Origin of the sequence: Leifsonia sp. AG29 (genome assembly GCF_009765225.1) — a bacterium.
In the GTDB taxonomy this organism is placed as follows: domain Bacteria; phylum Actinomycetota; class Actinomycetes; order Actinomycetales; family Microbacteriaceae; genus Leifsonia.
Window position 1 is genome coordinate 511,642 of the sequence record NZ_VMSF01000001.1, and the last position, 25,804, is coordinate 537,445.

Here is a 25,804-nt window from a genome sequence, read left to right on the forward strand (position 1 = left end):
CAGACTGGAGAGCATGGAAACGCTCCTCGAACTCGGCCCCTTGCTGCGCACCTGGCGCGGCCGGTTGCAGCCGGCGGACGTCGGCTCGCCCTTCGGGTTCGCCTCCAGCCGAACGCCCGGCCTGCGGCGAGAAGAGGTCGCCAGGCTCGCGGGGGTGTCGCCCGATTACGTCAAACGGCTCGAGCAGGGGCGCGCCCACCCGACGGCCGGCGTCGTGTACGCCTTGGCCCGGGCACTCCGGCTCTCGGAAGCCGAGACCGCGACCGCGCTCCGGCTGGCCGGGCACGCCAGCGACCTGCGCGCGCTCATGCCACGGCGGATCACACCGAGCGTCCGACGGCTCCTCGACCGGCTTCCGGACACACCGGTGGCCGTGTTCGATGCCGCGTGGAGCCGCCTGGATCAGAACGCGCTGTGGACCGCCCTGACCGGCGATCCGCGAGGTCGCGGAGATCGAGAGGACAACCTGGTCTGGCGCGTGTTCCTCGGCGATCCCGGACGGGTCCGCCACCCGCGTCCGGAGGAATATCGGGCATCCATCGTCGCCGACCTGCGCCGGGTCCACACCCGCTATCCGAACGACAGCGAGCTCGCCTCACTGGTGAGCGCCCTGGGTCAGCGCAGCGATGAGTTCGCGCGGCTCTGGGGCAGCTCCGCCTTCGGCGAGCATGGGAACCAGCGCAAGACCATCGACCACCCCGAACTGGGTCCCATCGAACTCGACTGCGACATCGTCACCGTTCAGGGCGCCGAGCTCCGGCTCATCATCTTCACGGCCGAACCCGGGAGCGAGTCGGCCGAAAAGCTCCAGCTGCTCAGCGTCATCGGCACCGAGCGCATCAGCACGCCTCGACCGGACGAGTCCTACGCTCCTAGCGAGGTCGGATCAGGCGAGTGACGTCATGCCGGGTTCGGCCGCTCGCAGAGCGGTCGTGAACGTTCGGCGATACGCGGTGGGGGTGGTGCCGAACGAGCTGCGGAACTGCAGCCGGAGGTTCGATCCGGATCCGAGGCCGACCCGGTCCGCGATCTGGTCGACCGAGAGCTCGCTATCCTCCAGGAGCGCCCGGGCTTCGTCGAGTCTCACCCGCTGAAGCCAACGGTGCGGAGTCGTCCCGGTTTCCTTGATGAAGCGCCGCTCGAATGTTCGGGTCGACAGATTCGCGCGCGCGGCCAGCTGAGGCAGCGTGAGCCGTTCGGCGAGGTGCTCGCGTGCCCACGCCTTGACGGGGTCCAGCGAGGCATCGGCGATCTCGACGGGGCTGGCCGTCGGCACGTACTGGGACTGACCCCCGGGTCGGCGCGGTGCTGTGACCAGGCGTCGCGCGATGTCGTTCGCGGCTTTCGCGCCCAAGTCCTTGCGCACCATGTAGAGACACAGGTCGAGTCCGGCTGCCACTCCCGCAGAGGTGAGGACCTGTCCTTGGTCGACGTAGAGGACGCCCTCATCGACCTCGACGCGAGGGTGCACGCGGGCGAGGACCCCGGCCGCATCCCAGTGCGTGGTGGCTCTGCGACCGTCGAGTAGTCCGGCCCCGGCCAGCGCGAACGCGCCGTAGCAGATTCCGACGATCCGGGCGCCGCGATCGTGGGCTCGGCTCAGTGCTGCTGCGACCACGGGCGCCAGCGGCGCGGTGGGTGGTTTGTAACCGGGAACGATGACCGTGTCTGCATCGTCGAGAGCCTCGAGTCCAGCGGCCACCGCTATGCCGATCCCGGATTCTGCGGGGATGACGCCCGGGCGTGGGCCGCACACGCTCAACCGGTACGGGTATTCCGGTCGTTCGGCGAACACCTGCAACGGGATCCCCAGGTCGAGAGGAAGGACTCCCTCCAAGACCAGGACGCAGACACGATGCGGAACCTGTCGGTCAAGCATGACGTAATCCTCGCACATCTTGTCATTTACGACACTGGCTGGATCGGCTCGCAGCGGAGACGCTGGTGAGCACGATCCCCCCATTCGAATCGGATGCTCATGAAACACCCTTCCCGTAACCGCGCGGTCGCCTATGTCGTCTCGACCGTCGCCTTCCTGGTGGTGATGGCCGCCTCGGGTGCCCCGAGCGTTCTGCTCGCGGCGTACCAGCGGCAGTGGCACTTCCCCGACGCGGCCCTCACCGTCGCCTTCGCGATCTACGCGCTCGCGCTCGTCGTCGCACTGTTGTTCTGTGGTTCGCTCTCTGATCACATCGGGCGGCGACCGGTAGCTGTCGGCTCCCTCTTGCTCACGGCGTTGTCGATGGTGCTGTTCCTCTGCGCCGGGGACGTGACCGTCCTGATCCTGGCCAGGGGCGTTCAGGGAGTCGCGACGGGTCTCGCCACGGTTGCATTCAGCGCTTGGATCACCGAGCTGGCCTCCCCGCGCCGACGAAAGCAAGCGGAGACCCTGGTTGCCGTGTCCACAGCCGGCGGTCTGGGTGTCGGGGTCGTCGTGGCCGGAGCTGTATCGCAGTTCGCCGCGCATCCTGAGGCCCTGATCTTCGGGACCAGCCTCGTGGCAGTGCTCGTCGCGGCGGCCCTTCTCTTGATTGCACCGGAATCGGTGGCACCTCGCGGCGGGATCGCCGCCTCCCTGCTGCCTCGGCTCACCCTCGAACGCCACGTCGCCAAGAGGATGGCGCGGCTCGCGCCGGCGGTCGTCGGCATCTGGATGTCGGCGGGGTTGATCCTCGGCCTGGGGGCATCGCTCTCCCGAGCGGCTCTGCATCTCGGGGATGGCTTCCTCGCCGCCGTGGTGGTCGCAACGCAGCCGCTGACGGCGACCGTGTGCTCTCTGCTCCTTGCTCCCCGACTGCGCCCGCGGCCGTTGCTGGCGCTGGGTTCGAGCGCCGTCCTGGTCGGTGTCGCCGCTGAGGGCTGCGCGTTCGTCACCGGAGTCGCGGTGCTCGAGATCGTCGGCGCATTCATCACAGGCCTGGGGTTCGGCGCCGTGCTCACAGCCGTTCTCGTCGACATGGTGCCCCGCGTCGACGTCAACGACCGCGGGGCGTTCTTCGCGGTGTTCTATCTCGTCGGCTATCTGCCCTACGGCTGCTCGGCGATCGCGGCGGGGCTCCTCAGCGACACGATCGGGCTCGCTCGTGCGGCCGCGGTCTACGCGGCGGCGATCATCGTGGTCATCCTGCTGGCCCTCGTTCTGAATCCGATGAAGTCGAGCCGGACACGGGCGGACGCCCAAGCGAGCCGGGCGCATCGCGGCATCGAATCGACCTGACACAAGGGACACGAATGAACAAGAAGAATTGGTTGATCACCGGGGTGAGCACGGGGCTCGGCCGCGCTATCGCGAGCGCGGCGCTTGCGGCTGGTCACACTGTTGTCGGCACGGTCCGCTCGGATGCGGATCGTCTCAGCTTCGAACGGCTCGACGACCGACGGGCTCACGCGCGCATCCTGGACGTCCGGGACGAGGAGGCGACCTCGCAGCTGGTGGAGGAGATCGAGCGCAACGTCGGCCCTCTGGATGTGGTGGTGGCCAACGCCGGTTACGGCTTGGAAGGGACTTTCGAAGAGACTCCGCTGACCGAGGTGCGCCGCCAGTTCGAGGTCAACGTCTTCGGGGCGATGTCCACGCTGCAGGCGGTTCTGCCTTCCATGCGCCGGCGGCGGAGCGGGCACCTCATGGCGGTCACCTCGATGGGTGGGCTCATGGCCGTTCCGGGCATGTCGGCATACTGCGGCAGCAAATTCGCGCTGGAAGGAGTTCTGGAGGCTCTGGGCAAAGAGGTCGCGCAGTTCGGCCTGCACGTCACCGCGATCGAGCCGGGATCCTTCCGGACGGACTGGGCCGGCCGGTCGATGACGCGTGTCGAGCGCACGATCGACGACTACGACGAGCTGTTCGCCCCCATTCGCGCGGCGCGTCTCAAGGCGAGCGGCAACCAGCTGGGCAACCCTGTCAAAGCGGGAGAAGCCGTGGTCCGGATCGCCTCGGTCGAACATCCGCCCGCGCATCTCGTCCTCGGTTCAGACGCGCTGCGACTCGTGTCGGCAGCGCGATCGGCGGTGGATAGCGACATCAAGACGTGGGAGCACCTCTCGCGCACCACGGACTTCGCCGAGGGGGCGCAGCTCTGACGAGACTCGCCCTTCGCCCTGGTCGTCAGTTGGCCGGCCGGCTTTGGCTCGGGCGCTCATCGAGCGGAGCGTCCGGCCAAAGGTGCCTGACGACGTCGGGGAAGTAGCTCGGAGCGGACGGATCCAGCAGCGCCAAGGTGAGCAGGTAACCCGGAAGCGTTGCGAGCAGGACTTGGGCAGTCTGCTCGGGTGAGAGAACGTCCAGCGCGTCAGACGTCCGACGCTGACGCACCGAGGCGGCGAGCTCTCGGAGCATGAAGTCGTTTGCTTCGCGGAGCCGCCTCCCGAGTTCGGGGTTGCGCAGGGCTTCGGACCAGACCATCACCGCAACCTCTGCCAGGTGGTCGTCGCTGTGTTGCCTGGCGATCTGGTCGAGGAACGCCGCCATGATCGCGCCCGGCTCTGCGCCCGGGCCCCCCGCCTCCGTTGCCGCTTTGAGGAGGCGCGCGACGTCTTGCAGATTCTGGGTCGCGATCGCCAGGATCATGTCGTCCTTGCTGGGGAAATAGCGATAGACGGCGCCGGCGGATCGGCCGGTCTCGGCGATCACGTCGCGGGTGGAGGTGCGGTGAAAACCGTTCCGCAGGAAGCAGCGACGGGCCGCATCGAGGATCTCGTCACGCTGACGGTCCTTGTACTGCTCGCTTCTTCGGGGCATGTTCGGTCCCTTCGTGTTCAGCCTAGCGAATGTGATCTGACGGGGTTGCGCGTGATGGCGATCGGCGGTGTGGTGACGACTCTGTCGTCTCCACACCGCCGATTCGGGTGCTGCCGCGTCGGTCGTCCTAACGCACTTGAGCCTCCGTGGTGGGAGCTACCTGCCCGCTTCGGATGCCTGCCATGTACTCATCGACGATGCGTGCGACCGCGGCACCTTGTTCGGGGAACAGCGCGTGGCTCGCGTCGGGAACCACCACGCTGGTGACCCGCGCTCCAAGCTGCTCGCGCAGATCGTTCCACTGGTCCTTCGGGTGGAACGGGTCGAGCTCGGCGAGGATCTCCAGGATCGGCGCCGACCCGGCGCTCCAATAGCGGGAGGCGTCGATCCCGGCGACGGCCGAGCGCTGCATGGCGAGGGTTCGCGGGTACCAGCCGCTCAGCCAGCCTCGGGCGTCGTGACCGGGCGCGAAGAACGCCAGTTCGAGCGCCGCAAGCCGATCGGCCTCGGGAAGATCCGGGTCGCCGGCTCGGAAAGGCGCTTCGTTGATCTGACGCGGAGGAGCCTGGGTCGATGCGGCCGCGAGAATGACGGCTCGCACCTTGTCCGGCGTGTTCGTGGCCGCTGCGCGGGCAACGAAGCTTCCGTAGGCGTGACCCAGGACGACCGCCGGCCCACGCCCGAGCTGGTCGATCACCCGTGCGACATCGTCGCCGAGCTGGTCGATCGTGACTCCGGTCATCGGTCCTGTGGATGCGCCGATGCCGCGCGGCTGCGGGCGGAGGACTCTGTGCCCGGCCTCTGCCAGTGCTGAAGCGAAGTCATCGAAGTCTTCGACTCCGCGGCCGTATGAGGGCAACACGACGATGTCGGAAGCGCCGTCCCCGTCGATGTAGGTCTCGATCGAGACGCCGTTCCCGCCGACTGTCTCGACGTGCTGGTTCACCGCGCCTTCCCCTCTTCGCCGCTCGTCCCTGCCGAGAGCTCGACACGCAGCAGCGCGGCGTTCCGGGTCACTCCGTCCGGAGGCGCGGTGGTACCTCCATCGGTGGTGACGTACATGACGCGGCCCGGGTCGTCGGACTCACGACCCCAGCGAGCGCTCGACGGCCCCACGACCGATGCGTCGAAGGGGTCACCGAGGAGGTGACGCACTTCGCTGCCGTGGCGGGGGAGGAGCGGGACGCGGTCGAGAGTGTTGGCGCGATGCCGCGTGACGTACGCGAACCCGCTCGTTTCGTCGATGCAGAAGTCGTCCCCGTCCGTGATCGCGGCGACGAACTCCGGTGCCCCCGCCGCGTCGAGCGTGCGGCGGTCGACCGGGATGCGCATGAACGTCTTCTGGGCCGTCGACGTGTAGTACAGGTACCCGGTCCGGGCGCCGTACTGGAGGCCGTTGACGCCCGGCTGCGGCGGCCAGGGCAGCCCGCTGTCGGGGTCGTCACCCATCGTGTCGTGCTCGGCCCAGACGGAGGCGGTCGCGGTGTACGCGCCGGCGCCGAGGTCGATGCGCCAGATCAGCCCGGCGAAACAGTCAGCGATCGCCATGACTCCCGGGCCGAGCAGGCAGCTGCCGTTCAGTGCCCGCACCCGGTAGTCGAACGTGTAGATGATCTCGGGGCTGACCGGGGTGCCCGGAGTCCAGCCACTCAGATCGAGTCGGACGAGGTGGGATTCGTGGGTGGTGTAGCCCTCGGTGAGGCTGATCACGAAGAGGTCCGGCTCGACTTCCACAATGCCCGTGACGGGGTGGTCGAACCTGTGCACGAGCACGGGCTCCGTCAGCTCGTGGGCCGGGCCCGGCACGTACCAGAGCTCTTTCTGGAGCACCGCGGTGATCAGCACCGAATTGTCTCGGCGGACGGTCAGATTCTCGAGGAAGTACTTCTGGGGAAACTCGGCCACGGGAGTCACAGCGACTTCGGGCAGCGGGGCGATGGTCATTCTCAGCTCCTTTGTGATTACTTTCCGGATGGGCTTCTACTGATCGAGCCCGACAGCGTTGGCCGGGACGTCGAAGGCGGTAAGGGTGAGTGATACGGCCGTGAACCAGCCCAGGAGGGCGGCGACGTCGGCGATGCCCGCATCGCCGAGGAGGTCTTGTGCGCGCCGGAAGAGGTCCAGCGGCACCCGTCGTGAGGCGGCGAGGGTGACGGACAGTTCGTAGACGATCTGCTCCCTCGGATCGTCGAACGTCGTCGGCAATCCCGCGAGGAGGGCGCTGACCCGTGCCGGTTCCACCCCGCCGAGGAGTTCGGCGATCTTCTCGTGTTCGTGGCTGCTGTAGACGCTGGCCCAGTGGCCGCAGATGACGCACGTGGCGATCTCGATCTCGCCCTTCGACAGGGTCGAGGCCGTCTGGAAGTACGCTCCGACGGGTGCGAGTGCCCGAAGCAGCGACGGGTTTGCCGCCCAGATCTTGTGCGGGCCCGGGACGAGGCCGCGCAGGGACTTGGTGAAGTCGAAAGCGTCGCGCATGTCCGGTGGCATCGTGTCGACGGGGGTCTCGACGTATCGTCCGAAGGTGCCGAAGTCGTCCGGGTTCTCCAGCGCGTGCTTGATGTCGTTGACGTTCATCTCGTTCCGTGACCTTCCGCAGGGACGTCGTAGGCGTTGAGGATGACTCCCAGCGCCAGGTAGTGAATGGTGATGAAGACGACGGTGTCGAACCCTTGCTGTCCGAGGGATTCGATCGCCGCGTCGTAGAGCGGCCCGGGTACCGGGCCGCCGTGCATGAGGGCAGTGGCGACGTCAGCGGCCATGACCTCGTCGGGGTTCAGGTCGACGGGCCGCCGCCCCGCGCTGAGGGCCGCGATCTGGTCCGGCCTCAGCCCTGCCTCGGCGGCCAAGACGGCGTGCGCGTACAGCTCGTACGCGGAACGAAGCTCGCCGGCGATCGTCATGATGACGACCTGGCGGGCCCGCTCGGTGAGTCCTGGGAGGTTCTGGCACAGATCGATGAACCGCCCGAGGGGCGCGGCGAGGTCGGGGAAGTGCAGCATCACGCCCCACGGCCCGACGAAGGCGCCCTCGCTGTTGCGGACGGTGAACCCCTGGTACTCATCGGCCTGGGTCCCCCGTTCGAAGGCCGAGTACAGGGTGCGTTGAGTCGGGGACAGTTCGTCTGGTCGAAGCAAAGGGAGTCGCATCAGATCATCTCCTCAGATAAAAAAGCGAGCGTCCGTTCGCTTAAGATTGTCACTCTCGCCTGGCATGTGCGCAACCCCGACTCCGATGCTGTCGCGGCGTGCGTCGACGGGTCCGCCGCGCGAGGGCTAGCCGGTGATCCGGCTGGCGCCCGATTGCGCCCTCCGCTGCTCGTTCACGATGCAGCGCTGTCGGGCGTCCTTTCCGTCAGCTCCTGCACGCGCTCGTGAGGCACGCCGAGCAGCAGCAGGCTCGTCGCGGCAGCGGCCCGGGCTCCGACGCGGCTCCCCGCACCTTCGTGGTCGGCCAGCGTGAAGACGGATGACCAGGCCACCTGGCTGAGCACATCGGGCGGGAGGTGTCTGCCGAAGGCTCCGTGGGCCTGGCCGCGCGCTACGAGTTCCGCCATCGGCTTCTCGATCGGGACGAGGAGCGAGTGGATGCTGTCCCCGAATTCCCCCCTGCGCAGTGAGACGAGCACGCGGTAGCGGTGAGTCAGCGGCCAGAGGCGCGTCACGAACTCGGACCACGCGACATCGGCGCTCTTCTGTTCGGAGGTCGTCTCGCCGAGGATCGCCGACATCTCCCTCACCGCACGTTCGGTGAGTGCTCGAACCAGGTCTGAACGAGAAGGGAAGTAGCTGTAGACGGTCCGCCGCACGACGCCTGCGGCGGAGGCGATGTCTCCCATCCCTGCGTCCAGATCTGCACCGAGGACCTCGATCGCCACGTCGAGTATTCGTTGCTCGGTGTCGGTCATTCCGCTGTCGTCGCGAGTCTTGTCGGGCACGAGACCATGATTGCACATGCGTGTGCAATGGCGTACGCTGCACACTCGTGTGCAGTGGCAGGATCCGCTGCGATGAGACTGAGGAGCACGTGAATGATGACACCGGATCCCGTAGCCGAGGATCGTTCCATCCGCCCGTTCCGGGTGTCGGTCGGTGACGCAGAGCTCGACGATCTGCGGCACCGGCTCGCGCGGACGCGCTGGCCCGACCCGGAGACCGTCCCCGATTGGTCGCAGGGCGTTCGGGTGAGCGCGGCCAAGGAGCTCATCGCCTATTGGGAGAGCGGATACGACTGGCGTCGCTTCGAATCGGAACTGAACGCCCTCCCTCAGTTCGTGACGACGATCGACGGAATGGACATCCACTTCATCCACGTGACGTCGCCGAACGAGTCGGCGATGCCGCTGCTCATGACGCACGGATGGCCCAGTTCGTTCGCCGATTTCCTGGGCCTCATCGGGCCGCTCACGGATCCCGTCGCCTTCGGCGGTGACGCAGGGGATTCCTTCGACGTGGTCATCCCGTCCATACCCGGCTTCGGCTTCTCCGCCAAACCGACGGAGTCCGGTTGGGATGCGGCGCGCATCGCCGCGGCGTGGACCGAACTCATGCGGCGCCTGGGGTACGAGCGCTGGGCGGCGCACGGTGGGGATTGGGGTGGGGTGATCACCACGGCTCTGGGCGTTCTGCGGCCGGAAGGTCTGGTGGGCATCCACCTGAACACGCCGTACGCGTTTCCCCCGTCGGTCCCTGAGGAGCTGTCTCCCGAGGAGCGGCATGCGGTGGAAGGGCTGGCTCAGTACACCGGGCCGCTGGGGGGATCGAACCATCTGCAGGGGACGAGACCGGAGACGGTGGGGTTCGCCCTGGCCGACTCACCCGCCGGCCAAGCGGCCTGGATCTACGAGAAGTACCAATCGAAGACGGACAATGCCGGTTCCGCCGAGGACGCTCTGAGCGTAGACACCATGCTGGACACCATCTCGCTCTACTGGTTCACCAACACCGCCGCATCATCGGCGCGAATCTACTGGGAGAACAGGACGGCCTCGATGGCGGGTCCGAAGCTCGAGCTCCCGGTCGCCGTGACGGTGTTCCCTCGTGACATTCCGCGGCTTCCGAGGACCTGGATCGAGGCGGCCTACAGCAACCTCATCCATTACGGCGAAGCCGCCCATGGCGGACACTTCGCCGCGCTCGAGCAGCCGGGGATCCTCGTCGACGAACTCCGCGTCGGTCTCCGGACGCTGCGGGGCGAGCTGCGGAGCTGACATCGTCGGGCCCCGGCTCACGCTGTGAGAGCCGGGGCCCGGCATGGACCGACCTACATCTCCTGCTCCCACCAGCCGCGGGTGTCGACCCCCGTGGCGTCCGCCACGGCCTCCAATTCGACGATTTCCTCGTGCGTGAGCTCGATCGCCCGCGCCCTGACGAGGGCGTCGAGGTAGTCCGGACGCGTGACGCCGACGATGGGAGTGGTGCCCTTGGAGATCGCCCAGGCGAGAGCGACCTCGGCGGGCGAAGCCGTCCGGCGCGCGCCGATCGCGGCCATGCGGTCCGTCAGGGTTCGCAATCGCGGGAGCACCTCGTTGTAGGAAGCTGCTCTGTTCGTGCCCTCCGGCATGGGGTTCGCAGGACTGTATCTGCCGCTCAGCGCGCCTTGCTCGAGCACCATGTAGGAGAAGAACCGCATGTCGCGATCGCGGCAGTATCGCAGGATTCCCGCGTTCTCCGACTTCCGGTAAAGGAGGCTGTAGTGGTTCTGGACGGCCTCGACCCGGAAGCCCGCGGCCTGAAGGATGCCGTCGGCGCGAGCGATCTGGTCGAGATCGTGGTTGGAGACCCCCACGTGTCGAACCGCGCCCGACCTGAGGAGGGGGACGAGAAGCGGGGTCCATCGTTCCACGTCGGCCGGATTGTGGATCCAGAGGATATCCACGTACTCCGTGCGGAGACGCTGAAGGCTCTGCTCCAGCATGTCGGCGACGGGGTTCTCGCCGTCACCCGCGAGCTGCGGAGTGAACTTGGCAGAGAGTTGATAGTCGCTTCGCTCGTAGTCCGACAGCACGTGGCCGAGCGCGGATTCGGCGCGCCCCATCCCGTATACCGCGGCGGTGTCCCACAGGGTGAATCCGTTCGAGTGGGCTCTGTCGACGATCTCGTGCAGATCCGACAGGCCCAATCCGCTGCCGAAGTAGCCATCGCCCGGTTCGCCGATGTCGCCCCACGCCCAGGTGCCCAGCGCGGCTGCCGGCGCGGAGAGTTCGGTCTCGATCATGAAAAGCCTCCAGTGTTCAGGGGATCGTTGCGATCGTCCCGACACCAGAAGATCGTGTTCCCGGCGAGGAGAGCAGGTCGGGTTCATGGGGGGCACAAGCTCGACCCCCTTCTGCTGACCGAAGCTGCGTAGTCTCGGAGGCATGGATCAGCAGCCGGATGACCGCGGCGAAATCCGGGACTTCCTTGTGACCCGCCGAGCTCGGATCACTCCTGAGCAGGCAGGGTTGCCGACCAGCGCGCGCCGTCGGGTGCCCGGCCTCCGCCGTGAGGAGGTCGCAGTCCTCGCGGGAGTGAGCACGGAATGGTACACGCGCTTGGAGAAAGGGCACATCGGCGGTGTCTCCGACGAGGTCCTCGAGGCTGTCTCCCATGCGCTGCGTCTCAGTGAAGACGAACGCGGCTATCTGTTCGAGCTCGCAATGTCCGCACGGCGCGGCAACCGCAAGCCCGCGCGCGGCCCCGACCGAGATGTGGCGGCCCCGGTCCAGTGGATGCTCGATTCCATCACCATGTCGGCCGCGTTCGTCCGCAACGGCCGCACCGACATCCTCGCGGCGAATGCGATGGCCCGGGCACTGTTCGGACCGCTGTACGCGAGCGATACGGTCGACACGCGAGGACACCCCAACATCGCCCGCTTCGTCTTCCTCGATCCCGATTCGAGGCGCTTCTACAGTGATTGGCGCGCCGCGGGTGCCGCCACCGCCGCCATGCTTCGCGCCGAGGCGGCGTGTCAACCGGATGACCGGAAGCTGCGAGAGCTGATCGGGGAGCTGTCCACCCGAAGCGCGCAGTTCCGGACCTCCTGGGCTGCACACGATGTACTGCTCCGTCATGACGGGCTGAAGCAGCTGGACCATCCCGATGTCGGAACCCTGGAGCTGTCCTTTCAGTCTCTCGCGCTTCCCCGGCCGGGCACCGGTGTCCACGAACTGGTCCTCTATACGGCAGCTCCCGGAACGACATCCGAAGACCGGCTCAGGATCCTGGCCATCGCAGCGGCCTCCGAGTCGGCAGGCAGCGCTCGCGCGGCGGCGTCGGACGCGCCGGCGAGGGCGAGCAGGTCGGTCGCGCCGAGCCCGTGATCAGCTCGTCGAGGCGCGCGTTCGTCCGCTCGACTCTTCGCCGGTGCCGGCATTCGGTTCCAGCAAGGACCCGAAGCCCAGGCGGGAGACGAAGTCACGGCGCTCGCCTTCGACGACGGCAAGCACGTCCGCGACGTGGGACTGGGTGAAGTCGACCACGGTCCGGAAGGGTTTCTCGCCCGCCGGGAGCGCGAGGATCCTGGCGACTTCATCGCCCACGCTGGAGGGATGCGCTTCGACGCCGGGATCGAACAGCGCCGCGGTCGCCGCCTCGTTCCGCGCCACCATCGGGTCCAGCTCCGCGTATGCGGCCTCGACCGCACGGTCGGACGCCCGGCCCGCATTCGGGAAGTGCTCGGTCCCGGAGGTGAACGCCCCCGGCATCACGATCACGGTCTCGATGCCGAAGTGGTTCGCCTCGTATGCGGTGACCTGGGCGAGCGCGTCGAAAGCGAATTTCGAGGCGACGTAGGGGCCGAGGAAGGGCGGCGCGACCACGGTGGTCGTGCTTCCGATGTACACGAGCGTGCCCGAACGGCGGGAACGCATGTGTGGAAGCACCGCGCGGTTCACCCGCTGAGCCCCGAAGGTGTTGACGTCGAACAGATGGGCCAGGTCCTCGGCCGTGAACGCCTCGGTGTAGCCGATGAGGAGGTGCGCTGCGTTGTGGATCACGACGTCCAGCCCGCCCTGCTCGTCGATGATGGCGGCGACCGCCGCATCGGCGGAGTCCTGCGACGTGACATCCAGTTCGATCGTGTGGAGGCGCTCGCCGCCGGCGGCCTCGAGGGAGGCGGCCCGTTCGGCGTTGCGCCCCCGGGGGTCGCGCATGCTCGCATAGACGGTGTGCCCGGCGCCCGCGAGCGCCAGTGCGCAGTACCGGCCGATCCCGGTCGCAGCGCCGGTGATGAGGATGACGGACATCAGACTCCTTCAGGGTTCAGGTGGGTGGCGATGAAAGCGGCAGCGGCGTCGAGGGCGGTCGCCCCCTCGGTCAGATCGGAGGCGAAGCCTTGGAACACGTGCGGCATGTGCGGAGTGACCTGCAGGGTGACCGCTACGTCCGCCTCTGCCGCTCGCGCGGCCACTCGGAGAGCGTCATCGAGCAGGATCTCGTGGCTTCCGACCTGGACCATCAACGGGGGCAGCCCGGTGAAGTCGCCGTTGACCGGACTCAAGAGCGGGTGGGACGGCTCCGAGCCGGCGGCGTAGTCGCGCGCGCGCGTCTGCAGCGCGCCGCGGGTGAGCGCAGCGTCGACCGCGGCCTTGCTGGTGATCGTGGAGCCGCGCAGCTCGAGGTCGGCCCAGGGCGAGAGCACGATGCCGGCGGCCGGGAGCGCTTCGCCATGATCCCTCAACGCCAGCAGCAGCGCGAGCGTCAGGCCCCCGCCTGCGGATTCCCCGGCGACGATGATCCGGCCCGCGGGGACCCCGGCGGCGAGCAGGCCGCGGTAGGCGGCGACGGCATCGTCGAGCGCTGCAGGGTGAGGGTGCTCGGGGGCGAGGCGGTACTCCACGCTGACCGCGCGTGATCCGGTTCGCGTGGTGAGCTCGGCCGCCAGGCCGGCTCCGCCTCGGGCCGAGCCGAGCGCGTACGCGCCGCCATGGAAGTAGAGGATGACCCCTCCCTCCTCGTGCTCAGCCGCGATCTCGATCGTCGGGACGCCGCCCCGTGTCCGCTCCTCGAGCACGACCCCGGCGGGAAGCGGATGCGACGTCATCAGTTGATCGAGCAGCGGTCGCTGGACATCGAGCGGGCCCCCGAGGTCGAGCGGTCCGTCCCGGAGCAGTGCTTCGATCTGCTCGGCCTGCGCCCGCGTCATGCCAGGCCGCCGTTGACGTAGAGGACCTGTCCGTTGATCCAGCGCGCGGGGCCGGCGAGCGCCGCGACGACCTCGGCGATGTCCTCGGGGGTGCCGAGACGTCGGGAGGGAACGAGGCCGGCGATGCGATCGATGACCTCCGGGGACTTCCCGTTGCGGAAGAGGGGAGTGTCGGTCGGCCCGGGGGCGACGACGTTGACGGTGACGTCCCGTCCGGCGAGTTCACGGGCGAGGATCAGCGGCAGACCCTCGACGGCGCTCTTGCTCATGACGTACGCGGCGTACGTCGGCGACTGGGTGCGGGTCACCGAGGTCGAGAACAGGATCACAGCGCCGCCCGCGCGCACTGCTCGCGCCGCCTGTCGGGCGACGAGGAACGATCCTCGGATGTTCGTGCGAGTCACCTGGTCGAACGTGTCCATGTCGGTGTCGGCCACCGGCGCCAACGGCATGATCCCTGCGGCGTTGACGACCACGTCGACACCTCCGAGGGTTTCGGCGGCGGCGAACAGGTCCGCGACCGCCCCCTCGTCGCCGATATCGGCGCGAACGGCGACCGCGCGACGCCCCGCGGCTTGCGCCTGGGCGACGACCGCGTCCGCAGCCGACTGATTGCCGTTGTATTGGGCGACGATGTCGAAGCCGTCGTCCGCGAGACGCAATGCCGTAGCCCGCCCGATGCCGCTCGAGGCGCCGGTGACCACTGCAACCCGTGAGTTCATGATGCCCTTTCCCGATTTATGTGGACACTGTGTCCACAAAGAGGATAGGGCATAATGGACGCTGTGTCCACATCACTAGGAGAAGAGCACGCGCAGCCTCGACCCGGACGCGGGCGGCGGCCGTCGGCGGAGGTGCGGGCGGAGATCCTCGCCTCGGCGGCCGGGTTGCTCTTCGCGGAGGGGCTCGGCGCCGTCACCTTCGACCGCGTCTCGGCCGAATCCGGGGCCAGCCGGACCACGTTGCACAAGTGGTGGCCCACGCGCGGTGCTCTCGCGGCCGAGGCCTACTTCGCGAGCGTCAAGCGGGACCTCGACTTCGTCGACACGGGGGACATCGAGAGCGACGTGCGGACTCAGCTCCACGCGTTCGCCCGCCTGATGACCGTCGAGCCGGCGGGTCGCGCGGTCCGCGAGCTCATCGGTGCGGCACAGACGGATCCGGCTCTGCGCGCGGCCTTCGTGGAGGCGTATTCCCGGCCCCGGCGCCAAGAAGCTGTGGAGGTGCTCGCGGTCGCCAAGTCGCGCGGCCAGATCCGGCAGGACGTCTCGCTCGAGATCCTTGTCGACCAGCTCTGGGGGGCCTGTTACCACCGGTTGCTGCTGCTCGACGAGCCTCTCGACGATCGTCTCGTCGACGAATTCGTCAGCAACGCCTTCGCGGGAGCCCGGCCGCGCTGATCGCAGAGCGGCGCTCTCACCGAGCCGCTCCGGTGCCGAAATGCGTCTTGCATCGATGCATGGATTCGCCGGCTGCACCATAACCGTGACCGGAGTGCCCAGTGCGGGAGGAGACTCCGTCTCGTTCAGCTATACGGACAGCGGCTGCACGACGACGTCGGCAGGGGCGATCGGCGTGCGCACCTTCAACACCACCGCCCAGTGGAGGCACGTCCAGGTCGTGCAGCACTGACCGAGGAGGAGGGTGGGGTCGCCCATGCGGCCCCACCCTCGTCGGGCTTCCCGTCCCTGTTCAGGGGCGACCGTTCGTGCTCTCGCGCACGATCAGGCGGTACGGGGCCTGGATCGACGACGCAGGAAGTTCCTCCCCGTCGATCCTCGCCAGCAGACGGTCGACCGCGAGGCGCGCGATCGCTCCCTTGTCGGGGGCGATCGTGGTCAGGCTCGGCGTAGCGAAGCCTCCCTCGTCGATCCCGTCGAACCCGACGACGGCAATGTCCTCCGGCACGCGAAGACCTGCGAGGAGTATCGCCCGCATCGCGCCGATGGCCAGAAGATCGTTGAAGCAGAACACGGCGTCGGGAACGGCCCCCGAATCCAGCAAGGACCGCATGGCCGCGAAGCCGGCCTCCCGGTGGTAGACGTCCGCGTCGACGATGAGACGCGGGTCGGGGCGAATCCCGGCCGAGCCGAGGGCCTGGCGGTAGCCCGTCACACGCAGTTCGGCCGTCTTGTTGCCGGCCGTCGGCTGGCTCCCGATCGCGGCCACCCGACGACGCCCGAGCGAGAGGAGGTGCTCCGTCGCGTCAGCGGACGCGGCCACGTTGTCGACGAAGACATGGTCGACGGTGCCCTCCTCCACCTGCTCACCGAGGAGGACCATGGGCTGTGGAGAGCTGTGCACCGCCTCGGACAGTTCCTCCCACGAGATGCCCAGCGGGCTGAAGATCAGACCGTCGAACATCCGGGGATGCTCACGCTCACGGAGGAGGCGTCGTTCGGCTTCGGCTGAGCCGTCGGTCTGGCGGACGTTCACGGTGTAGTCGCGGCTGGCCAGCGACGTGATGATGGCCGACGAGAGCTCGGAGAAGTAGGGGACGGCGAGCTCTGGCAGCGCGAGGGTGATGATCCCGGTCTTCCCCGATCGCAACCCTCGCGCCAGGAGGTTCGGACGGTAACCGAGCGCATCGATGGAGCGCTTGACGCGCGTTCGCATCTCATCCGACACGTGGACGTATCCGTTGACCACGTTCGACACGGTACGAGGCGACACTCCGGCGTGCCGTGCCACGTCATAGATCGTCGTCGCCATCGGCGCTCGCCTTCCCGCATGACCGTGCGTTCGGTGTACCGCGCGGTATCGGAGAATTCTATCGATGCACGAGGCGAGGGGACGCCGAGTCAGCTGATGGCGGTGGACTGCCGTTGGATGAGCCGACAGGGCACACGTTCGATTCCGCCCGCGGCGGGCTCCCCAGCGATGGCGGCAAGCAGCCGGGTCGCCGCGACGTTGCCCAATTCCGACAGTTGGAGATCCACGGTGGTCAGCGGGGGTCGAGCTGCATTGACCATGACGTCCCAGTTGTCCACCCCGACGATGCCGACCTCGCGGGGGACCTCGACGCCGTTCTCCCGCAAACCGTCGCCGAGCCCGCGCGCTATCTGATCGCTGGCGCAGAACACGCCATCGAACTCAGCGCCCGAGCGCAGTAGACGCAGCGCGGCCTCCCGGCCCCACTCCTCGCTCCATTCGCCGAACAACGCGCCGCCGCCGACGAGGCTCTCGCCGGCCTGCGACAGAACGCGCTCCACGCCTGCCAGCCTGTGGCGGACGGCGACGTGGTGCGGGGGGCCGGTCACGTGCGCGATGCGTCGCCTTCCCGTGTCCAGAAGGTGCTGCACGGCCTGCGCGGCGCCGTCCTCATCGTCATGGAGGATCGACAGGTCGCGTGGGTCGTCGGATTCGACGAGCGCATAGACCACCGGGACGGGGAAGTCCTGCCCGAGCGAGGGGCGCCGGTCGCTCGAGCGCCCGGTCACGATGATGCCGTCGACCCGACGAGCGAGCAGGACGCGAAGGTAATGCTGCTCCCTGATGGGATCTCCCCGGCTCTCGCAGAGGAGCATGGACATCTGCCCAGCGCCGAGCGCATCTTCGGCTCCCGTCAGGAGGGGGATGGTGAACCGGCCGATGCTGTCCGTGGTCAGCACGCCCACGATGTACGTGCGACCGGAGAGGAGCCCGCGCGCCATGAGATTGGGTTGGAAGCCCAGCTGTTCGGCTGCTGCGAGCACCTTCTCGCGCGTGGCCTGCCGAAGGTCGCCGCGGCCGTTCAGTGCCTTGGAGACGGTGCCCGGAGAGACACCGGCCAGGGATGCGACGTCCGCGACGGTCGGATTCTTCCTCGGGGCTGCGGACGGCATCGGACTCCATTCGAGAGGGTGAGGAGTCACGCTACACAGTCGGAAACGTTTCCGCAAGTCTTTGGCTAATTTCATCCTTGACATCGATGCAAACGGCCAAATAGCATTCAGAAATCGTTAGCCGGAATTTCCGAATGAGAGCGGCTGGCGACACGAGGCGAAGCACCCTTCTTTCAAAGGAGAAACGAAATGGCATCAAGTGCCCACCGCATCCCGTTGCGGGTAGCGCGCGCTGCAGGGATCGCGGCGACCGTGGCCGTGGCCGCGGTCGCGCTCGCGGGCTGCTCGCAGAGCGCACCTGCGCAGTCCGCCAGCAAGCCGGACGACGGCACGTCGCTCACCATGTGGGCGCGCGACGCCAACGGCAACATCGCGCAAACGCTGGTGAACGAGTACAACAAGACCCACAAGAACAAGGTCAAGCTCACGGTGATCCCCACCAACAGCTACCAGACCAAGGTCGGCGCGGCCGCGGGCTCGAACGGGCTGCCGGACATCCTGGCCGCAGACGTCGTCTACTCGCCCAACTACGTGAAGCAGGGACTGTTCCAGGACATCACGTCGCAGGTCAAAGGCCTTCCGTTCTACGGCAAGCTCTCGCACGCGCACACCGATGCGGCGAGCAAGGACGGGAAGATCTACGGCACCCCGCTGGTGGTCGACTCGTCGCTGATCATGTACAACAAGGACCTGTTCAGCAAGGCGGGACTGGACCCGGACAAGGGGCCGAAGGATTTCACGGACATCTACAACGACGCGAAGGCCATCCGCGACAAGGTGGGCGGCGACACCTACGGGTTCTACTTCGCCGGGAACTGCGCCGGATGCAACGCGTACACGATGATGCCGTACCTGTCTGCCGCGGGTAAGCCGCCGTTCATCGACGACGGCAAGAAGGCGCAGATCGACACCGCTCCGATGAAGGCGACGCTGGATCTCTACAAGAAGCTCTTCGACGAGGGCATCGTGCCGCCGAGTGCCAAGTCGGACGACGGCACCAACTGGACCAAGCTGTTCAACGCCGGCAAGATCGGCATCATCCCCATCGGCAACTTCAACTTCACTCCGGCGCAGCAGGCGAAGATCACCTACGGGGAGGCCGGCCTTCCCGCTCCCGACGGATCGGAGACCTCCGCGTTCATCGGAGGCGATGTCGCAGGGATCAGCAAGAACTCCACCCACGCCGCCCAGGCCTGGGACTTCCTCCAGTGGACGCTCGGCGAGGACGCACAGGTGAACGTGCTCGCCAAGGCGGGCAACCTCCCCTCGCGGGTCGACCTGGCCGAGAACAAGTACAGCTCGACGAACCCCGCGGTGGTCGCTGCCATCAAGGGGGAGGCCACCGGGTACACCCCGTCCTCGACCGCGTACGGGTCGCTGGTGAACGACGCCACGGGCCCCTGGCTGAAGGGGATCCGAGACTACGTCTTCAACGGCGACAGCAACGCGCTGACGACCGCTCAGAAGTCGTTCGACACAGGTCTCGCGCAGGCTCAGTAGCCCCGCACCGTGTGCGCGCGGGTGACCGCGCGCACACGGTCGCGCTACCGGATCGGAGTCACATCATGATCGCAACATCTTCCGAGGACATCCGGGCGAAGGCCCCGGTCGCCCCGACTCGGAGGCGCAGATCCACTCTCACCTCCCGCCCAGGACTGGGGATGCTCTTCGTCGCTCCGTTGACGCTCATCGTCACCGTGCTGTTCCTCATCCCACTGGGCGTCCTCATCTTCATGTCGTTCCAGAACTGGCCTCTGCTCGGCGGCCCGACACCGAACGGCCTCGCGAATTATCAAGCCATCCCCGAGAACACGCTCTTCACCGGAGCGATAACGTTCACCCTGATCTACACGGTGCTGGCCACGGTCGTCATCTTCGGCGTCTCCTTCGTGCTCGTCGCGGTTTCGAACTCGCGTCGCCGCGGCGCGAAGTTCTATCGCACGGCCTTCTTCCTCCCTTACGTCGTCGGCACGGCATCCGCCGCGCTCATCTGGTTCGCAGCGGTCAACGACCAGAACGGCATCGCGAACACGCTCCTGCAGGCTCTGGGGTTCGGCAAGGGACCCTGGGGATTCCTGGACACGCCGGGGCAGGCGCTCTTCACCACCCTCACCCTCGTGGTGTGGAAGTTCATCGGCTTCCAGGTGATCGTGCTGCTGGTCGGGCTGCAGGCCGTGCCCGCGGAGCTCTACGAGGCGGCCCGGATGGACGGCGCCTCCACCCTCCAGCGCCTCCGCTACATCACGCTGCCCTACCTCCGTCCCACGCTCGCCCTGTTGCTGATCCTCTCGATCACCGGTTCGCTGCTCGCGTTCGACCAATTCCAGGTGCTCATCCACGGCGGGCCGGACAACAGCACCATCACCCTCGTCATGGCCATCTACGACACGGCGTTCGCGAAGTTCGACCTCGGCAAAGCCGCTGCGCTCTCGATCATCCTGCTGATCGCTCTCGTGATCCTCAACGGCATCCAGCTCATGTTCCTCCGGGAGAAGGAAGACAAGTGACCACCACAGCAACGCAGCCGGCGTCGCGAACCTCTCGACGTCCCGGTCGCCGCTCGCGACGCCTGGTCGCCGGCGGGTCCTACCATCTGTTCAGCGGGATCCTCGCGGCCGTCTTCCTGATGCCGATCCTGTGGGCGACCCTCAATTCGTTCAAGACGTCGGCGGAGGCGAATCAGGCCGACCCCACGTGGTTCCCGCACAGCTTCTCGCTCGAGAGCTACGCCAAGCTGGCGAACTACGGAAACGGGATCGCCGTGTATCTGTGGAACAGCCTGTCCCTCTCGATCCTCGTCGTGATCGGAACCGTCGTCGTGACGGTCCTCGCCGGTTACGGGTTCGCCAGATTCCGGTTCCGCGGCAAGTCGCTCCTGTTCGGGACCACCCTGCTGATCCTGATGGTCCCCTACGCCACCATCCTCATCCCGCTCTACATCGTCCTCGGCTGGTTGCACCTCACCAACTCCGTGGTCGGGCTCGCCCTGACCTTGATCATGTTCCAGATGCCGTTCGGCGTCTTCCTCATGCGCAACAGCTTCGAGTCGATTCCGCGCGAACTCGAGGAAGCGGCGCTGGTCGACGGGTGCGGGCCGGTCGGAGCGCTTCGGTTCATCTCGCTGAGGCTCGTCGTGCCCGGAGTGGTGACCGTCGCCCTGTTCTCGTTCCTGGCTTCGTGGAACGAGTTCCTCGCACCGCTGATCTTCTTGAACGACGGCTCGCAGTACACCCTCCCGTTGATGCTGGTCGGACTGTCTACGGGCCAGTACGGCGCGGTGGACTACGGGTCGCTCCAAGCGGGCGTCGTCATCACCATCGTGCCCGTACTGCTGCTCTATCTCGCCTTGCAGCGCTACTACGTCTCGGGACTCGTGAACGGAGCGCTGCGCGGATGACCCTCCAGCAAGCGAAGCCGCCCTCGTCCTCCCGCCATCTACCGAACACCCACCAAGGAGATCTCTTCGTGAAGACCAGCCGTCACGTCTCGCCCGTTCTGCCCGCCGCCACCGATCGCCTGGCCGTGCAACCGCTCGGCCTCGATGCTGTGACGATCCGCAGCGGCGTGTGGGCAGACTGGCAGCGCGATAACCGCGCCGTGACGACACCGCACTCCTTCCACTGGTTGGAGCGCGACGGCACGGTCGACAACCTGCGCCGGCTCGACCCGTCCGGTTCCGGGAGGCCGGAGCGCCGGGGGCCGTGGTTCACCGACTCGGATCTCTACAAGGCTCTGGAGGCGGTCGCCTGGGACCTGGGCCGGGAGGATTCGCCGGAGCTGGCCGAGCTGGTCGGCGACATCTCGGACATCATCCGTCGCGCCCAAGCACCGGACGGCTACATCAACTCGTTCGTGCAAGCGGGCATGGACGTCCGCTGGGACAACCTGGTCAAGAGCCACGAGCTCTACTGCATCGGTCACCTCATCCAGGCCGGGATCGCGCATCGGCGCTCGACCGGGCGCTCCGAGCTCTTCGATATCGCCGTCGCCGCTGCCGATGTCGTCGTCGCCGACTTCGGCGACGGCCGCCGCTCCGATACGGACGGTCACGAGGAGATCGAGATGGCCCTCGTCGAGCTCTACCGGGAAACCGGGAATCGCACGTACCTCGATCTCGCGCAGCAGCTCGTGGACGTTCGCGGCTACCGGACGCTGGACACCACGAACTTCGGGGACAGCCCCTACTACCAGGACGCCACCCCCGTGCGAGAGGAGACCACCGTCGTCGGACACGCGGTTCGCGCCATCTACCTCCTCGCCGGCGTCGTGGACATCGCCATCGAGACCGGCGAGGAAGCGCTGCTCTCGGCGGCGATCACCCAATGGGAGTCGATGACCGCCACGAAGACGTACCTGAACGGTGCCGTCGGATCGCGCTTCATCGGGGAGGCGTTCGGGGACCCCTACGAACTTCCGCCGGACCTCGCATACGGGGAGACCTGCGCCACGATCGGCAACATCATGGTCAGTTGGCGCCTCCTCCTCCTGACGGGCGAGTCGAGATTCGCCGACGCGATCGAGCGGGCGCTCTACAACCTGTTCGCCGCATCGACGGCCGTCGACCGCAAGGGCTTCTTCTACAACAATCCCGCTCAAAGACGCACAGCACTCGAAGCCGCCCCGACCAACACCCGGCCGGACCGCGCCGATGCGCCCGGCACCCGGCCCGCCTGGTTCGAGTGCGCGTGCTGCCCCCCGAACATCATGCGGACCATCGCGTCGCTGGGAGCGTATGTCAGCACCGCCACGGGCACCGCGGTCCAGCTGCACCAGTTCCTCCCGGTGAGCATCGAGACGGAGCTGAACGCCGGGGCGGTGCGTCTCGAGGTCGATACGCGCTATCCCCTCGACGGCTTCATCGACGTCACCGTGCAGGAGACGATGGGCAGCGAATGGGCGCTCGAGTTCCGGGTCCCCGAATGGGCGGGCCGTCCCGAGCTGACCATCAACGGCATCTCCAGCGGCTACTCGATCACCGAGAAGGGGTACGCCCGGGTCTCCCGCGTATGGGTGCCCGGCGACGTCATCACCTTCATCGTTCCGATGGAGCCGCGGCTGACGGTCGCGCATCCCGCCGTCGACGCCGTACGCGGTGCCGTCGCCATCGAGCGGGGTCCGGTCGTGTACGCGTTCGAGAGCGTCGATCAGGACCCGATCGTCGACCTCAACCATGTGGAACTGCTCCGCGATCCCGTCATGACCGAACACATCCGCGAGGACTTCCTGGGTCAGGCCTCGGCCTTGATCACAGTGAGGGGCCGCGCTCGTCAGGACGCCCAGTGGCGCGACACCGGATGGAAGCGGCTGGAGGAGGCGCCCCCCAGCGACGGCACGGAAGTCGAACTCACGGCGATCCCGTACGCCCTCTGGGCGAACCGCGGCCCGTCGGTCATGCGCATCTTCATCCCGCTGGAGGCATCGCCCGCGTGACCGGGAGCGGATACGGCGCCGCCGCCAGATCCGACGTCGAGGGGCTCCGGGAGGTCGTGGCCCTGCCGTCGTGGTGGCGGCAGGGCGCCGTCTCTCAGCCCCCTGCCGCCGCGAGGTCACGCAAGCGGGGAGGTGCGACCTCCGATCTTGTCAGAGGTCTCGAGAGGCACTCTCGTGATGTTGAGGAACAGACTGAGCATCGAGAACCACCCGAGCACGACGGCATACCGGCGGGTCAGCGTCGCGCCGAATGCGTCGAGCATTTCTCCGAGGGTGGCATCATTCAGCGTGTGGCCCGTGTACGCCTCGTCGGCCGCGCGGCAGAGGAGCGATAGTTCCGGGTCGAGCGCATCGAGGTCGCGGTCACCCGCGATCGCGTCGATCTCATCGTCGGTGAGCCCGACGTTGCGGGCCATCACCTCGTTCGCCTGCCACTCGTAAGCGGAGTCCATGCGCATTGCTGCTCGCAGGATGATCGTCTCCCGGTGCCGGCCGTCGATGTCAGGCGTCGTGAAGACGGCGCTCACAAGCTGGACCAGCACGGGGAAGAAGCTGCCCGTGCCGGCGAACATCTTGCCGACGTTGAGCTGCGTCGCCAGGTCGGCGTCGGGGCCGAGGGCGGCGCGCAATTCGTCGTCGTCGGGCAGTGGGACGACGACGTGAGTGGTGGGCGGGGTCGGACGAGCCATGGTTGTCCTTTCGTTCGGTATACGGACTGTATACCGTTCTGGTATACACCCCGTATGCAGTTCGATACAATCGGGTGATGGTCGATCAAGGCTTGCTTGCATACGAGACGCTGAGTCAGCAGATCACCTCGTGGGCGCTGCCGCCCGGCACACATCTGGTGGAGGCCGAACTCGCTGCGAGCATCGGGGTGTCACGGACGCCGCTCCGGGATGCGCTCGCTCGCCTTCGCGGCGAGGGACTCGTCGACCAGGAGCCGGGGCGGGGCGCTGTGGTCTCACCCGTGACGGCGGAGCACGCCGTCGCCATCTATCAGGCACGCGACGCGCTCGAGTCGTATGCATTGCGGCTAGCCGCCGAATCGACCCGCACGGCCGCATTTGCGAGCTTTGCGAACGAGTTCGGCGCCCTCGCAAGCAGGGCTGCGGACGCAGAGGCGGTGGCTTCCTGCTCTGCACGATTCGACGCAGCCGTGCTGAACGCAGCGGACAGCCCGGTCATCGCATCCCTCATCGCCGGACTCATGGGCAGGGTCCATCGGTTGCGTCGCCTGGCGGCTACGGACTCCGGGCGCCTCCAGGCCTCCTGCGTGCAACGTCAGAGCGTTGCGATCGCGCTCGAGGCAGGTCTCGGGGCCGCTGCTGTCGCCGCGAACTCGGCCCGCCTCCGGAGCAGCCTCGACTCCGTCTTGCATCGCTTGCTCTCACACCTCGCACCGCCCGAGCACGGCCCGACGGAACCGCCTCTCGGAAGACACTCATCGTCGACGACTGAACCCTGACCGGGGTAAGACAGCAGTCCTCAGCATGACCCTGTAGCCCTGTTGCGGCGCCTAGAGTGCAGTTGCGAATTCGGTGATATCGGCCGCGAGCAGACCCGGCTCTTCGTGCGGTGCGAAATGACCGCCGCTCGGCATGCGGGTGAATCGAGTGACGTTGTAGGTCCGCTCGGCCCAGCTGCGCGGAGGACTCGCAAGGTCGTGCGGGAACAACGCGACGGCCGTCGGGACCGCCACGCGCTCGACGCGCGGCAGCAGCCCTGCTGCGTACTCCCAATAGGGGCGGAAGGATGTGCCGATCGAGTTGCTGAACCAGTACACCGAGGCCAGCGTCAGCAGATAATCCGGGCTGAAGCGGGAGAAGACGTCACCCTCGCAGTCGCTCCAGGCCCGATGCTTCTCGAGGATCCACGAGAGGAGTCCTGCGGGTGAATCCGAAAGCGCCGGTGCGAGCGTGAGTGGCCTGGTCTGCTGCTGATGCTGGTATCCGCCTTCGGCGGCCAGCCAAGCATCGACACGCTTCAGGTGTTCCCGCTCCTCCGACGTGAGCGTGTCCTCGTCGACGTGCGCAGGCGCGGCGACAGAGAGCAGGTGGATGCCGGCCACCGCGTCCGGATGTGCCTGTGCCAGACGGGAGGTGATGCCGGCTCCGAGATCGCCTCCGTGCGCGAGGTACCGTCCGAACCCCAGCGCGGTCATCAGCCGATGCCAGAGCTCATGGGTCTGCTCACGGAGCCCCGTGTCCACCGTGGTGCTGGGAAGCGACGGCCGTTGCGGAGAGAAGGGGAATCCGGGTAGGGCCGGGATGATCACCGTCATCGACGTTCCGGGATCGCCCCCGAAGCGGGACGGCCTCGCCAGCCGCTCTGCGATGCCCACGAGCTCCAGGGCGCTGCTCGGCCAGCCGTTCGTGAGGATGATCGGGAGGCGTTCCTCGCGCTCCGCGTCGAACCGGAGGTACGCGACCGGGGTCTCGCCGAGATCGATGGAGTGCCAGGGCAACGCCTCGATGGCCGACCACTGGGCATCCCAGTCGTAACCGTCTGCCCAGTACTCCACCAGTGTCCGCAGGATGTGCCCATCGGTCCCCGCGCGCCAACCCGCTTCGCCGTGGATTTCCGGCCAGGGTTCGGGCCATCGTGTCGCCCGCAAGCGCGCGCGGAGCTCGGACAGTTCATGATCAGAAAAGAACGAGGACAGCATGTCTTCCTCCGGTTATCG

27 protein-coding genes are annotated in these 25,804 nt (G+C 67.4%); 12 read left to right on the top strand and 15 right to left on the bottom strand.

The features are described 5' to 3' along the window. The first annotated feature begins 13 nt into the window (after positions 1-13). Positions 14-898: a helix-turn-helix domain-containing protein gene (locus FPT20_RS02565; RefSeq protein WP_158862272.1), complete on the top strand. Its 885-nt coding sequence runs from the start codon at positions 14-16 to the stop codon at positions 896-898. Here FPT20_RS02565 and FPT20_RS02570 read toward each other — a convergent pair. Beyond that, the gene (locus FPT20_RS02570; RefSeq protein ID WP_158862274.1) at positions 887-1,879 is read right to left on the bottom strand and encodes a GlxA family transcriptional regulator; all 993 of its coding nucleotides are present in this window, start codon (positions 1,877-1,879) and stop codon (positions 887-889) included. The two genes, FPT20_RS02565 and FPT20_RS02570, sit on opposite strands and share 12 nt — an antisense overlap. Positions 1,880-1,978: 99 nt before the next feature. Between FPT20_RS02570 and FPT20_RS02575 the strand changes: the two genes are divergently transcribed. Beyond that, the gene (locus tag FPT20_RS02575; RefSeq protein WP_158862276.1) at positions 1,979-3,217 is read left to right on the top strand and encodes an MFS transporter; all 1,239 of its coding nucleotides are present in this window, start codon (positions 1,979-1,981) and stop codon (positions 3,215-3,217) included. Between the two features lie 14 nt (positions 3,218-3,231). Beyond that, positions 3,232-4,080, top strand: coding sequence for an oxidoreductase (locus FPT20_RS02580; RefSeq protein ID WP_158862278.1), 849 nt, complete (start codon positions 3,232-3,234; stop codon positions 4,078-4,080). Positions 4,081-4,105: 25 nt separating this feature from the next. Here FPT20_RS02580 and FPT20_RS02585 read toward each other — a convergent pair whose 3' ends face one another. From FPT20_RS02585 to FPT20_RS02610, 6 genes are all read right to left on the bottom strand, one after another. Continuing rightward, positions 4,106-4,738 carry a TetR/AcrR family transcriptional regulator gene (locus FPT20_RS02585; protein WP_158862280.1) on the bottom strand — a complete coding sequence of 211 codons (633 nt, stop codon included), beginning with the start codon at positions 4,736-4,738 and terminating at the stop codon, positions 4,106-4,108. A gap of 127 nt (positions 4,739-4,865) precedes the next feature. After that, positions 4,866-5,684 carry an alpha/beta fold hydrolase gene (locus FPT20_RS02590; RefSeq protein ID WP_158862282.1) on the bottom strand — a complete coding sequence of 273 codons (819 nt, stop codon included), beginning with the start codon at positions 5,682-5,684 and terminating at the stop codon, positions 4,866-4,868. Further along, positions 5,681-6,682, bottom strand: a complete 1,002-nt coding sequence (locus FPT20_RS02595) for a hypothetical protein (RefSeq protein WP_158862284.1) — start codon at positions 6,680-6,682, stop codon at positions 5,681-5,683. Before FPT20_RS02595 ends, FPT20_RS02590 begins: the two co-directional genes overlap by 4 nt. A gap of 36 nt (positions 6,683-6,718) precedes the next feature. Then, a complete protein-coding gene (locus FPT20_RS02600; RefSeq protein WP_158862286.1) occupies positions 6,719-7,315 on the bottom strand; it encodes a carboxymuconolactone decarboxylase family protein in 597 nt (198 codons plus the stop codon). Beyond that, positions 7,312-7,887 (bottom strand): carboxymuconolactone decarboxylase family protein, encoded by a 576-nt coding sequence (locus tag FPT20_RS02605; protein ID WP_158862288.1) that lies wholly within the window; start codon positions 7,885-7,887, stop codon positions 7,312-7,314. The genes FPT20_RS02600 and FPT20_RS02605 overlap by 4 nt, the downstream gene beginning before the upstream one ends. 173 nt (positions 7,888-8,060) lie before the next feature. Then, positions 8,061-8,675 carry a TetR/AcrR family transcriptional regulator gene (locus FPT20_RS02610; RefSeq protein WP_233265363.1) on the bottom strand — a complete coding sequence of 205 codons (615 nt, stop codon included), beginning with the start codon at positions 8,673-8,675 and terminating at the stop codon, positions 8,061-8,063. Between the two features lie 93 nt (positions 8,676-8,768). Here FPT20_RS02610 and FPT20_RS02615 point away from each other — a divergent pair, with 93 nt between their 5' ends. Further along, on the top strand, positions 8,769-9,947 hold the full coding sequence (locus FPT20_RS02615; RefSeq protein WP_199245647.1) for an epoxide hydrolase family protein: 1,179 nt from the start codon (positions 8,769-8,771) through the stop codon (positions 9,945-9,947). Positions 9,948-10,000: 53 nt separating this feature from the next. Here the strand turns inward: FPT20_RS02615 and FPT20_RS02620 are convergent, their stop codons facing one another. Further along, complete coding sequence (locus FPT20_RS02620; RefSeq protein ID WP_158862290.1) at positions 10,001-10,954, bottom strand: aldo/keto reductase; 954 nt, start codon at positions 10,952-10,954, stop codon at positions 10,001-10,003. Between the two features lie 142 nt (positions 10,955-11,096). Between FPT20_RS02620 and FPT20_RS02625 the strand changes: the two genes are divergently transcribed. Continuing rightward, the gene (locus FPT20_RS02625) at positions 11,097-12,041 is read left to right on the top strand and encodes a helix-turn-helix transcriptional regulator (protein WP_158862292.1); all 945 of its coding nucleotides are present in this window, start codon (positions 11,097-11,099) and stop codon (positions 12,039-12,041) included. On the opposite strand, the gene FPT20_RS02630 is transcribed toward FPT20_RS02625, so the two are convergent. From FPT20_RS02630 to FPT20_RS02640, 3 genes are read right to left on the bottom strand one after another with little or no spacing between them, the layout of a single operon-like run. Continuing rightward, positions 12,042-12,965 carry an SDR family NAD(P)-dependent oxidoreductase gene (locus FPT20_RS02630; RefSeq protein WP_199245649.1) on the bottom strand — a complete coding sequence of 308 codons (924 nt, stop codon included), beginning with the start codon at positions 12,963-12,965 and terminating at the stop codon, positions 12,042-12,044. Beyond that, positions 12,965-13,864, bottom strand: coding sequence for an alpha/beta hydrolase fold domain-containing protein (locus tag FPT20_RS02635; RefSeq protein WP_158862294.1), 900 nt, complete (start codon positions 13,862-13,864; stop codon positions 12,965-12,967). The genes FPT20_RS02630 and FPT20_RS02635 overlap by 1 nt, the downstream gene beginning before the upstream one ends. After that, positions 13,861-14,586: an SDR family oxidoreductase gene (locus tag FPT20_RS02640; protein ID WP_158862296.1), complete on the bottom strand. Its 726-nt coding sequence runs from the start codon at positions 14,584-14,586 to the stop codon at positions 13,861-13,863. The genes FPT20_RS02635 and FPT20_RS02640 overlap by 4 nt, the downstream gene beginning before the upstream one ends. Positions 14,587-14,640: 54 nt before the next feature. On the opposite strand from FPT20_RS02640, the gene FPT20_RS02645 reads away from it, so the two are divergent. Together FPT20_RS02645 and FPT20_RS02650 are read left to right on the top strand one after the other, a co-directional pair. Continuing rightward, positions 14,641-15,264 (top strand): TetR/AcrR family transcriptional regulator, encoded by a 624-nt coding sequence (locus FPT20_RS02645; protein ID WP_158862298.1) that lies wholly within the window; start codon positions 14,641-14,643, stop codon positions 15,262-15,264. An 85-nt stretch (positions 15,265-15,349) separates the two neighbouring features. Further along, complete coding sequence (locus tag FPT20_RS02650) at positions 15,350-15,496, top strand: hypothetical protein (RefSeq protein ID WP_158862300.1); 147 nt, start codon at positions 15,350-15,352, stop codon at positions 15,494-15,496. A gap of 60 nt (positions 15,497-15,556) precedes the next feature. Here the strand turns inward: FPT20_RS02650 and FPT20_RS02655 are convergent, their stop codons facing one another. Further along, complete coding sequence (locus tag FPT20_RS02655) at positions 15,557-16,576, bottom strand: LacI family DNA-binding transcriptional regulator (RefSeq protein ID WP_158862302.1); 1,020 nt, start codon at positions 16,574-16,576, stop codon at positions 15,557-15,559. An 89-nt stretch (positions 16,577-16,665) separates the two neighbouring features. After that, positions 16,666-17,688, bottom strand: a complete 1,023-nt coding sequence (locus tag FPT20_RS02660) for a LacI family DNA-binding transcriptional regulator (protein WP_158862304.1) — start codon at positions 17,686-17,688, stop codon at positions 16,666-16,668. A gap of 189 nt (positions 17,689-17,877) precedes the next feature. Between FPT20_RS02660 and FPT20_RS02665 the strand changes: the two genes are divergently transcribed. The 4 genes from FPT20_RS02665 (at position 17,878) to FPT20_RS02680 (ending at position 23,118) form a co-directional block, all read left to right on the top strand. Next, the gene (locus FPT20_RS02665; protein WP_158862306.1) at positions 17,878-19,188 is read left to right on the top strand and encodes an ABC transporter substrate-binding protein; all 1,311 of its coding nucleotides are present in this window, start codon (positions 17,878-17,880) and stop codon (positions 19,186-19,188) included. 65 nt (positions 19,189-19,253) lie between these two features. Next, complete coding sequence (locus FPT20_RS02670) at positions 19,254-20,195, top strand: carbohydrate ABC transporter permease (protein WP_158862308.1); 942 nt, start codon at positions 19,254-19,256, stop codon at positions 20,193-20,195. Continuing rightward, a complete protein-coding gene (locus FPT20_RS02675; protein WP_199245651.1) occupies positions 20,192-21,085 on the top strand; it encodes a carbohydrate ABC transporter permease in 894 nt (297 codons plus the stop codon). The genes FPT20_RS02670 and FPT20_RS02675 overlap by 4 nt, the downstream gene beginning before the upstream one ends. Before the next feature lie 68 nt (positions 21,086-21,153). Then, entirely contained in the window at positions 21,154-23,118 is a 1,965-nt protein-coding gene (locus FPT20_RS02680) for a glycoside hydrolase family 127 protein (protein ID WP_158862310.1), read from the top strand. A gap of 116 nt (positions 23,119-23,234) precedes the next feature. Here FPT20_RS02680 and FPT20_RS02685 read toward each other — a convergent pair whose 3' ends face one another. After that, positions 23,235-23,807: a carboxymuconolactone decarboxylase family protein gene (locus FPT20_RS02685; protein ID WP_158862312.1), complete on the bottom strand. Its 573-nt coding sequence runs from the start codon at positions 23,805-23,807 to the stop codon at positions 23,235-23,237. A gap of 77 nt (positions 23,808-23,884) precedes the next feature. On the opposite strand from FPT20_RS02685, the gene FPT20_RS02690 reads away from it, so the two are divergent. Beyond that, positions 23,885-24,586: a GntR family transcriptional regulator gene (locus FPT20_RS02690; protein ID WP_158862314.1), complete on the top strand. Its 702-nt coding sequence runs from the start codon at positions 23,885-23,887 to the stop codon at positions 24,584-24,586. A 51-nt stretch (positions 24,587-24,637) separates the two neighbouring features. On the opposite strand, the gene FPT20_RS02695 is transcribed toward FPT20_RS02690, so the two are convergent. Then, the gene (locus tag FPT20_RS02695; protein WP_158862316.1) at positions 24,638-25,786 is read right to left on the bottom strand and encodes an epoxide hydrolase family protein; all 1,149 of its coding nucleotides are present in this window, start codon (positions 25,784-25,786) and stop codon (positions 24,638-24,640) included. Between the last annotated feature and the right edge of the window lie 18 nt (positions 25,787-25,804).

Excerpts from the sequence above, each read along its gene's own strand:
- FPT20_RS02565 (WP_158862272.1), top strand. The coding sequence starts at position 14 with ATGGAAACGCTCCTCGAACTCGGCCCCTTGCTGCGCACCTGGCGCGGC.
- FPT20_RS02570 (WP_158862274.1), bottom strand. The coding sequence starts at position 1,879 with ATGCTTGACCGACAGGTTCCGCATCGTGTCTGCGTCCTGGTCTTGGAG.
- FPT20_RS02575 (WP_158862276.1), top strand. The coding sequence starts at position 1,979 with ATGAAACACCCTTCCCGTAACCGCGCGGTCGCCTATGTCGTCTCGACC.
- FPT20_RS02580 (WP_158862278.1), top strand. The coding sequence starts at position 3,232 with ATGAACAAGAAGAATTGGTTGATCACCGGGGTGAGCACGGGGCTCGGC.
- FPT20_RS02585 (WP_158862280.1), bottom strand. The coding sequence starts at position 4,738 with ATGCCCCGAAGAAGCGAGCAGTACAAGGACCGTCAGCGTGACGAGATC.
- FPT20_RS02595 (WP_158862284.1), bottom strand. The coding sequence starts at position 6,682 with ATGACCATCGCCCCGCTGCCCGAAGTCGCTGTGACTCCCGTGGCCGAG.
- FPT20_RS02600 (WP_158862286.1), bottom strand. The coding sequence starts at position 7,315 with ATGAACGTCAACGACATCAAGCACGCGCTGGAGAACCCGGACGACTTC.
- FPT20_RS02605 (WP_158862288.1), bottom strand. The coding sequence starts at position 7,887 with ATGCGACTCCCTTTGCTTCGACCAGACGAACTGTCCCCGACTCAACGC.
- FPT20_RS02615 (WP_199245647.1), top strand. The coding sequence starts at position 8,769 with ATGATGACACCGGATCCCGTAGCCGAGGATCGTTCCATCCGCCCGTTC.
- FPT20_RS02620 (WP_158862290.1), bottom strand. The coding sequence starts at position 10,954 with ATGATCGAGACCGAACTCTCCGCGCCGGCAGCCGCGCTGGGCACCTGG.
- FPT20_RS02625 (WP_158862292.1), top strand. The coding sequence starts at position 11,097 with ATGGATCAGCAGCCGGATGACCGCGGCGAAATCCGGGACTTCCTTGTG.
- FPT20_RS02630 (WP_199245649.1), bottom strand. The coding sequence starts at position 12,965 with ATGTCCGTCATCCTCATCACCGGCGCTGCGACCGGGATCGGCCGGTAC.
- FPT20_RS02635 (WP_158862294.1), bottom strand. The coding sequence starts at position 13,864 with ATGACGCGGGCGCAGGCCGAGCAGATCGAAGCACTGCTCCGGGACGGA.
- FPT20_RS02640 (WP_158862296.1), bottom strand. The coding sequence starts at position 14,586 with ATGAACTCACGGGTTGCAGTGGTCACCGGCGCCTCGAGCGGCATCGGG.
- FPT20_RS02645 (WP_158862298.1), top strand. The coding sequence starts at position 14,641 with ATGGACGCTGTGTCCACATCACTAGGAGAAGAGCACGCGCAGCCTCGA.
- FPT20_RS02655 (WP_158862302.1), bottom strand. The coding sequence starts at position 16,576 with ATGGCGACGACGATCTATGACGTGGCACGGCACGCCGGAGTGTCGCCT.
- FPT20_RS02660 (WP_158862304.1), bottom strand. The coding sequence starts at position 17,688 with ATGCCGTCCGCAGCCCCGAGGAAGAATCCGACCGTCGCGGACGTCGCA.
- FPT20_RS02665 (WP_158862306.1), top strand. The coding sequence starts at position 17,878 with ATGGCATCAAGTGCCCACCGCATCCCGTTGCGGGTAGCGCGCGCTGCA.
- FPT20_RS02670 (WP_158862308.1), top strand. The coding sequence starts at position 19,254 with ATGATCGCAACATCTTCCGAGGACATCCGGGCGAAGGCCCCGGTCGCC.
- FPT20_RS02685 (WP_158862312.1), bottom strand. The coding sequence starts at position 23,807 with ATGGCTCGTCCGACCCCGCCCACCACTCACGTCGTCGTCCCACTGCCC.
- FPT20_RS02690 (WP_158862314.1), top strand. The coding sequence starts at position 23,885 with ATGGTCGATCAAGGCTTGCTTGCATACGAGACGCTGAGTCAGCAGATC.
- FPT20_RS02695 (WP_158862316.1), bottom strand. The coding sequence starts at position 25,786 with ATGCTGTCCTCGTTCTTTTCTGATCATGAACTGTCCGAGCTCCGCGCG.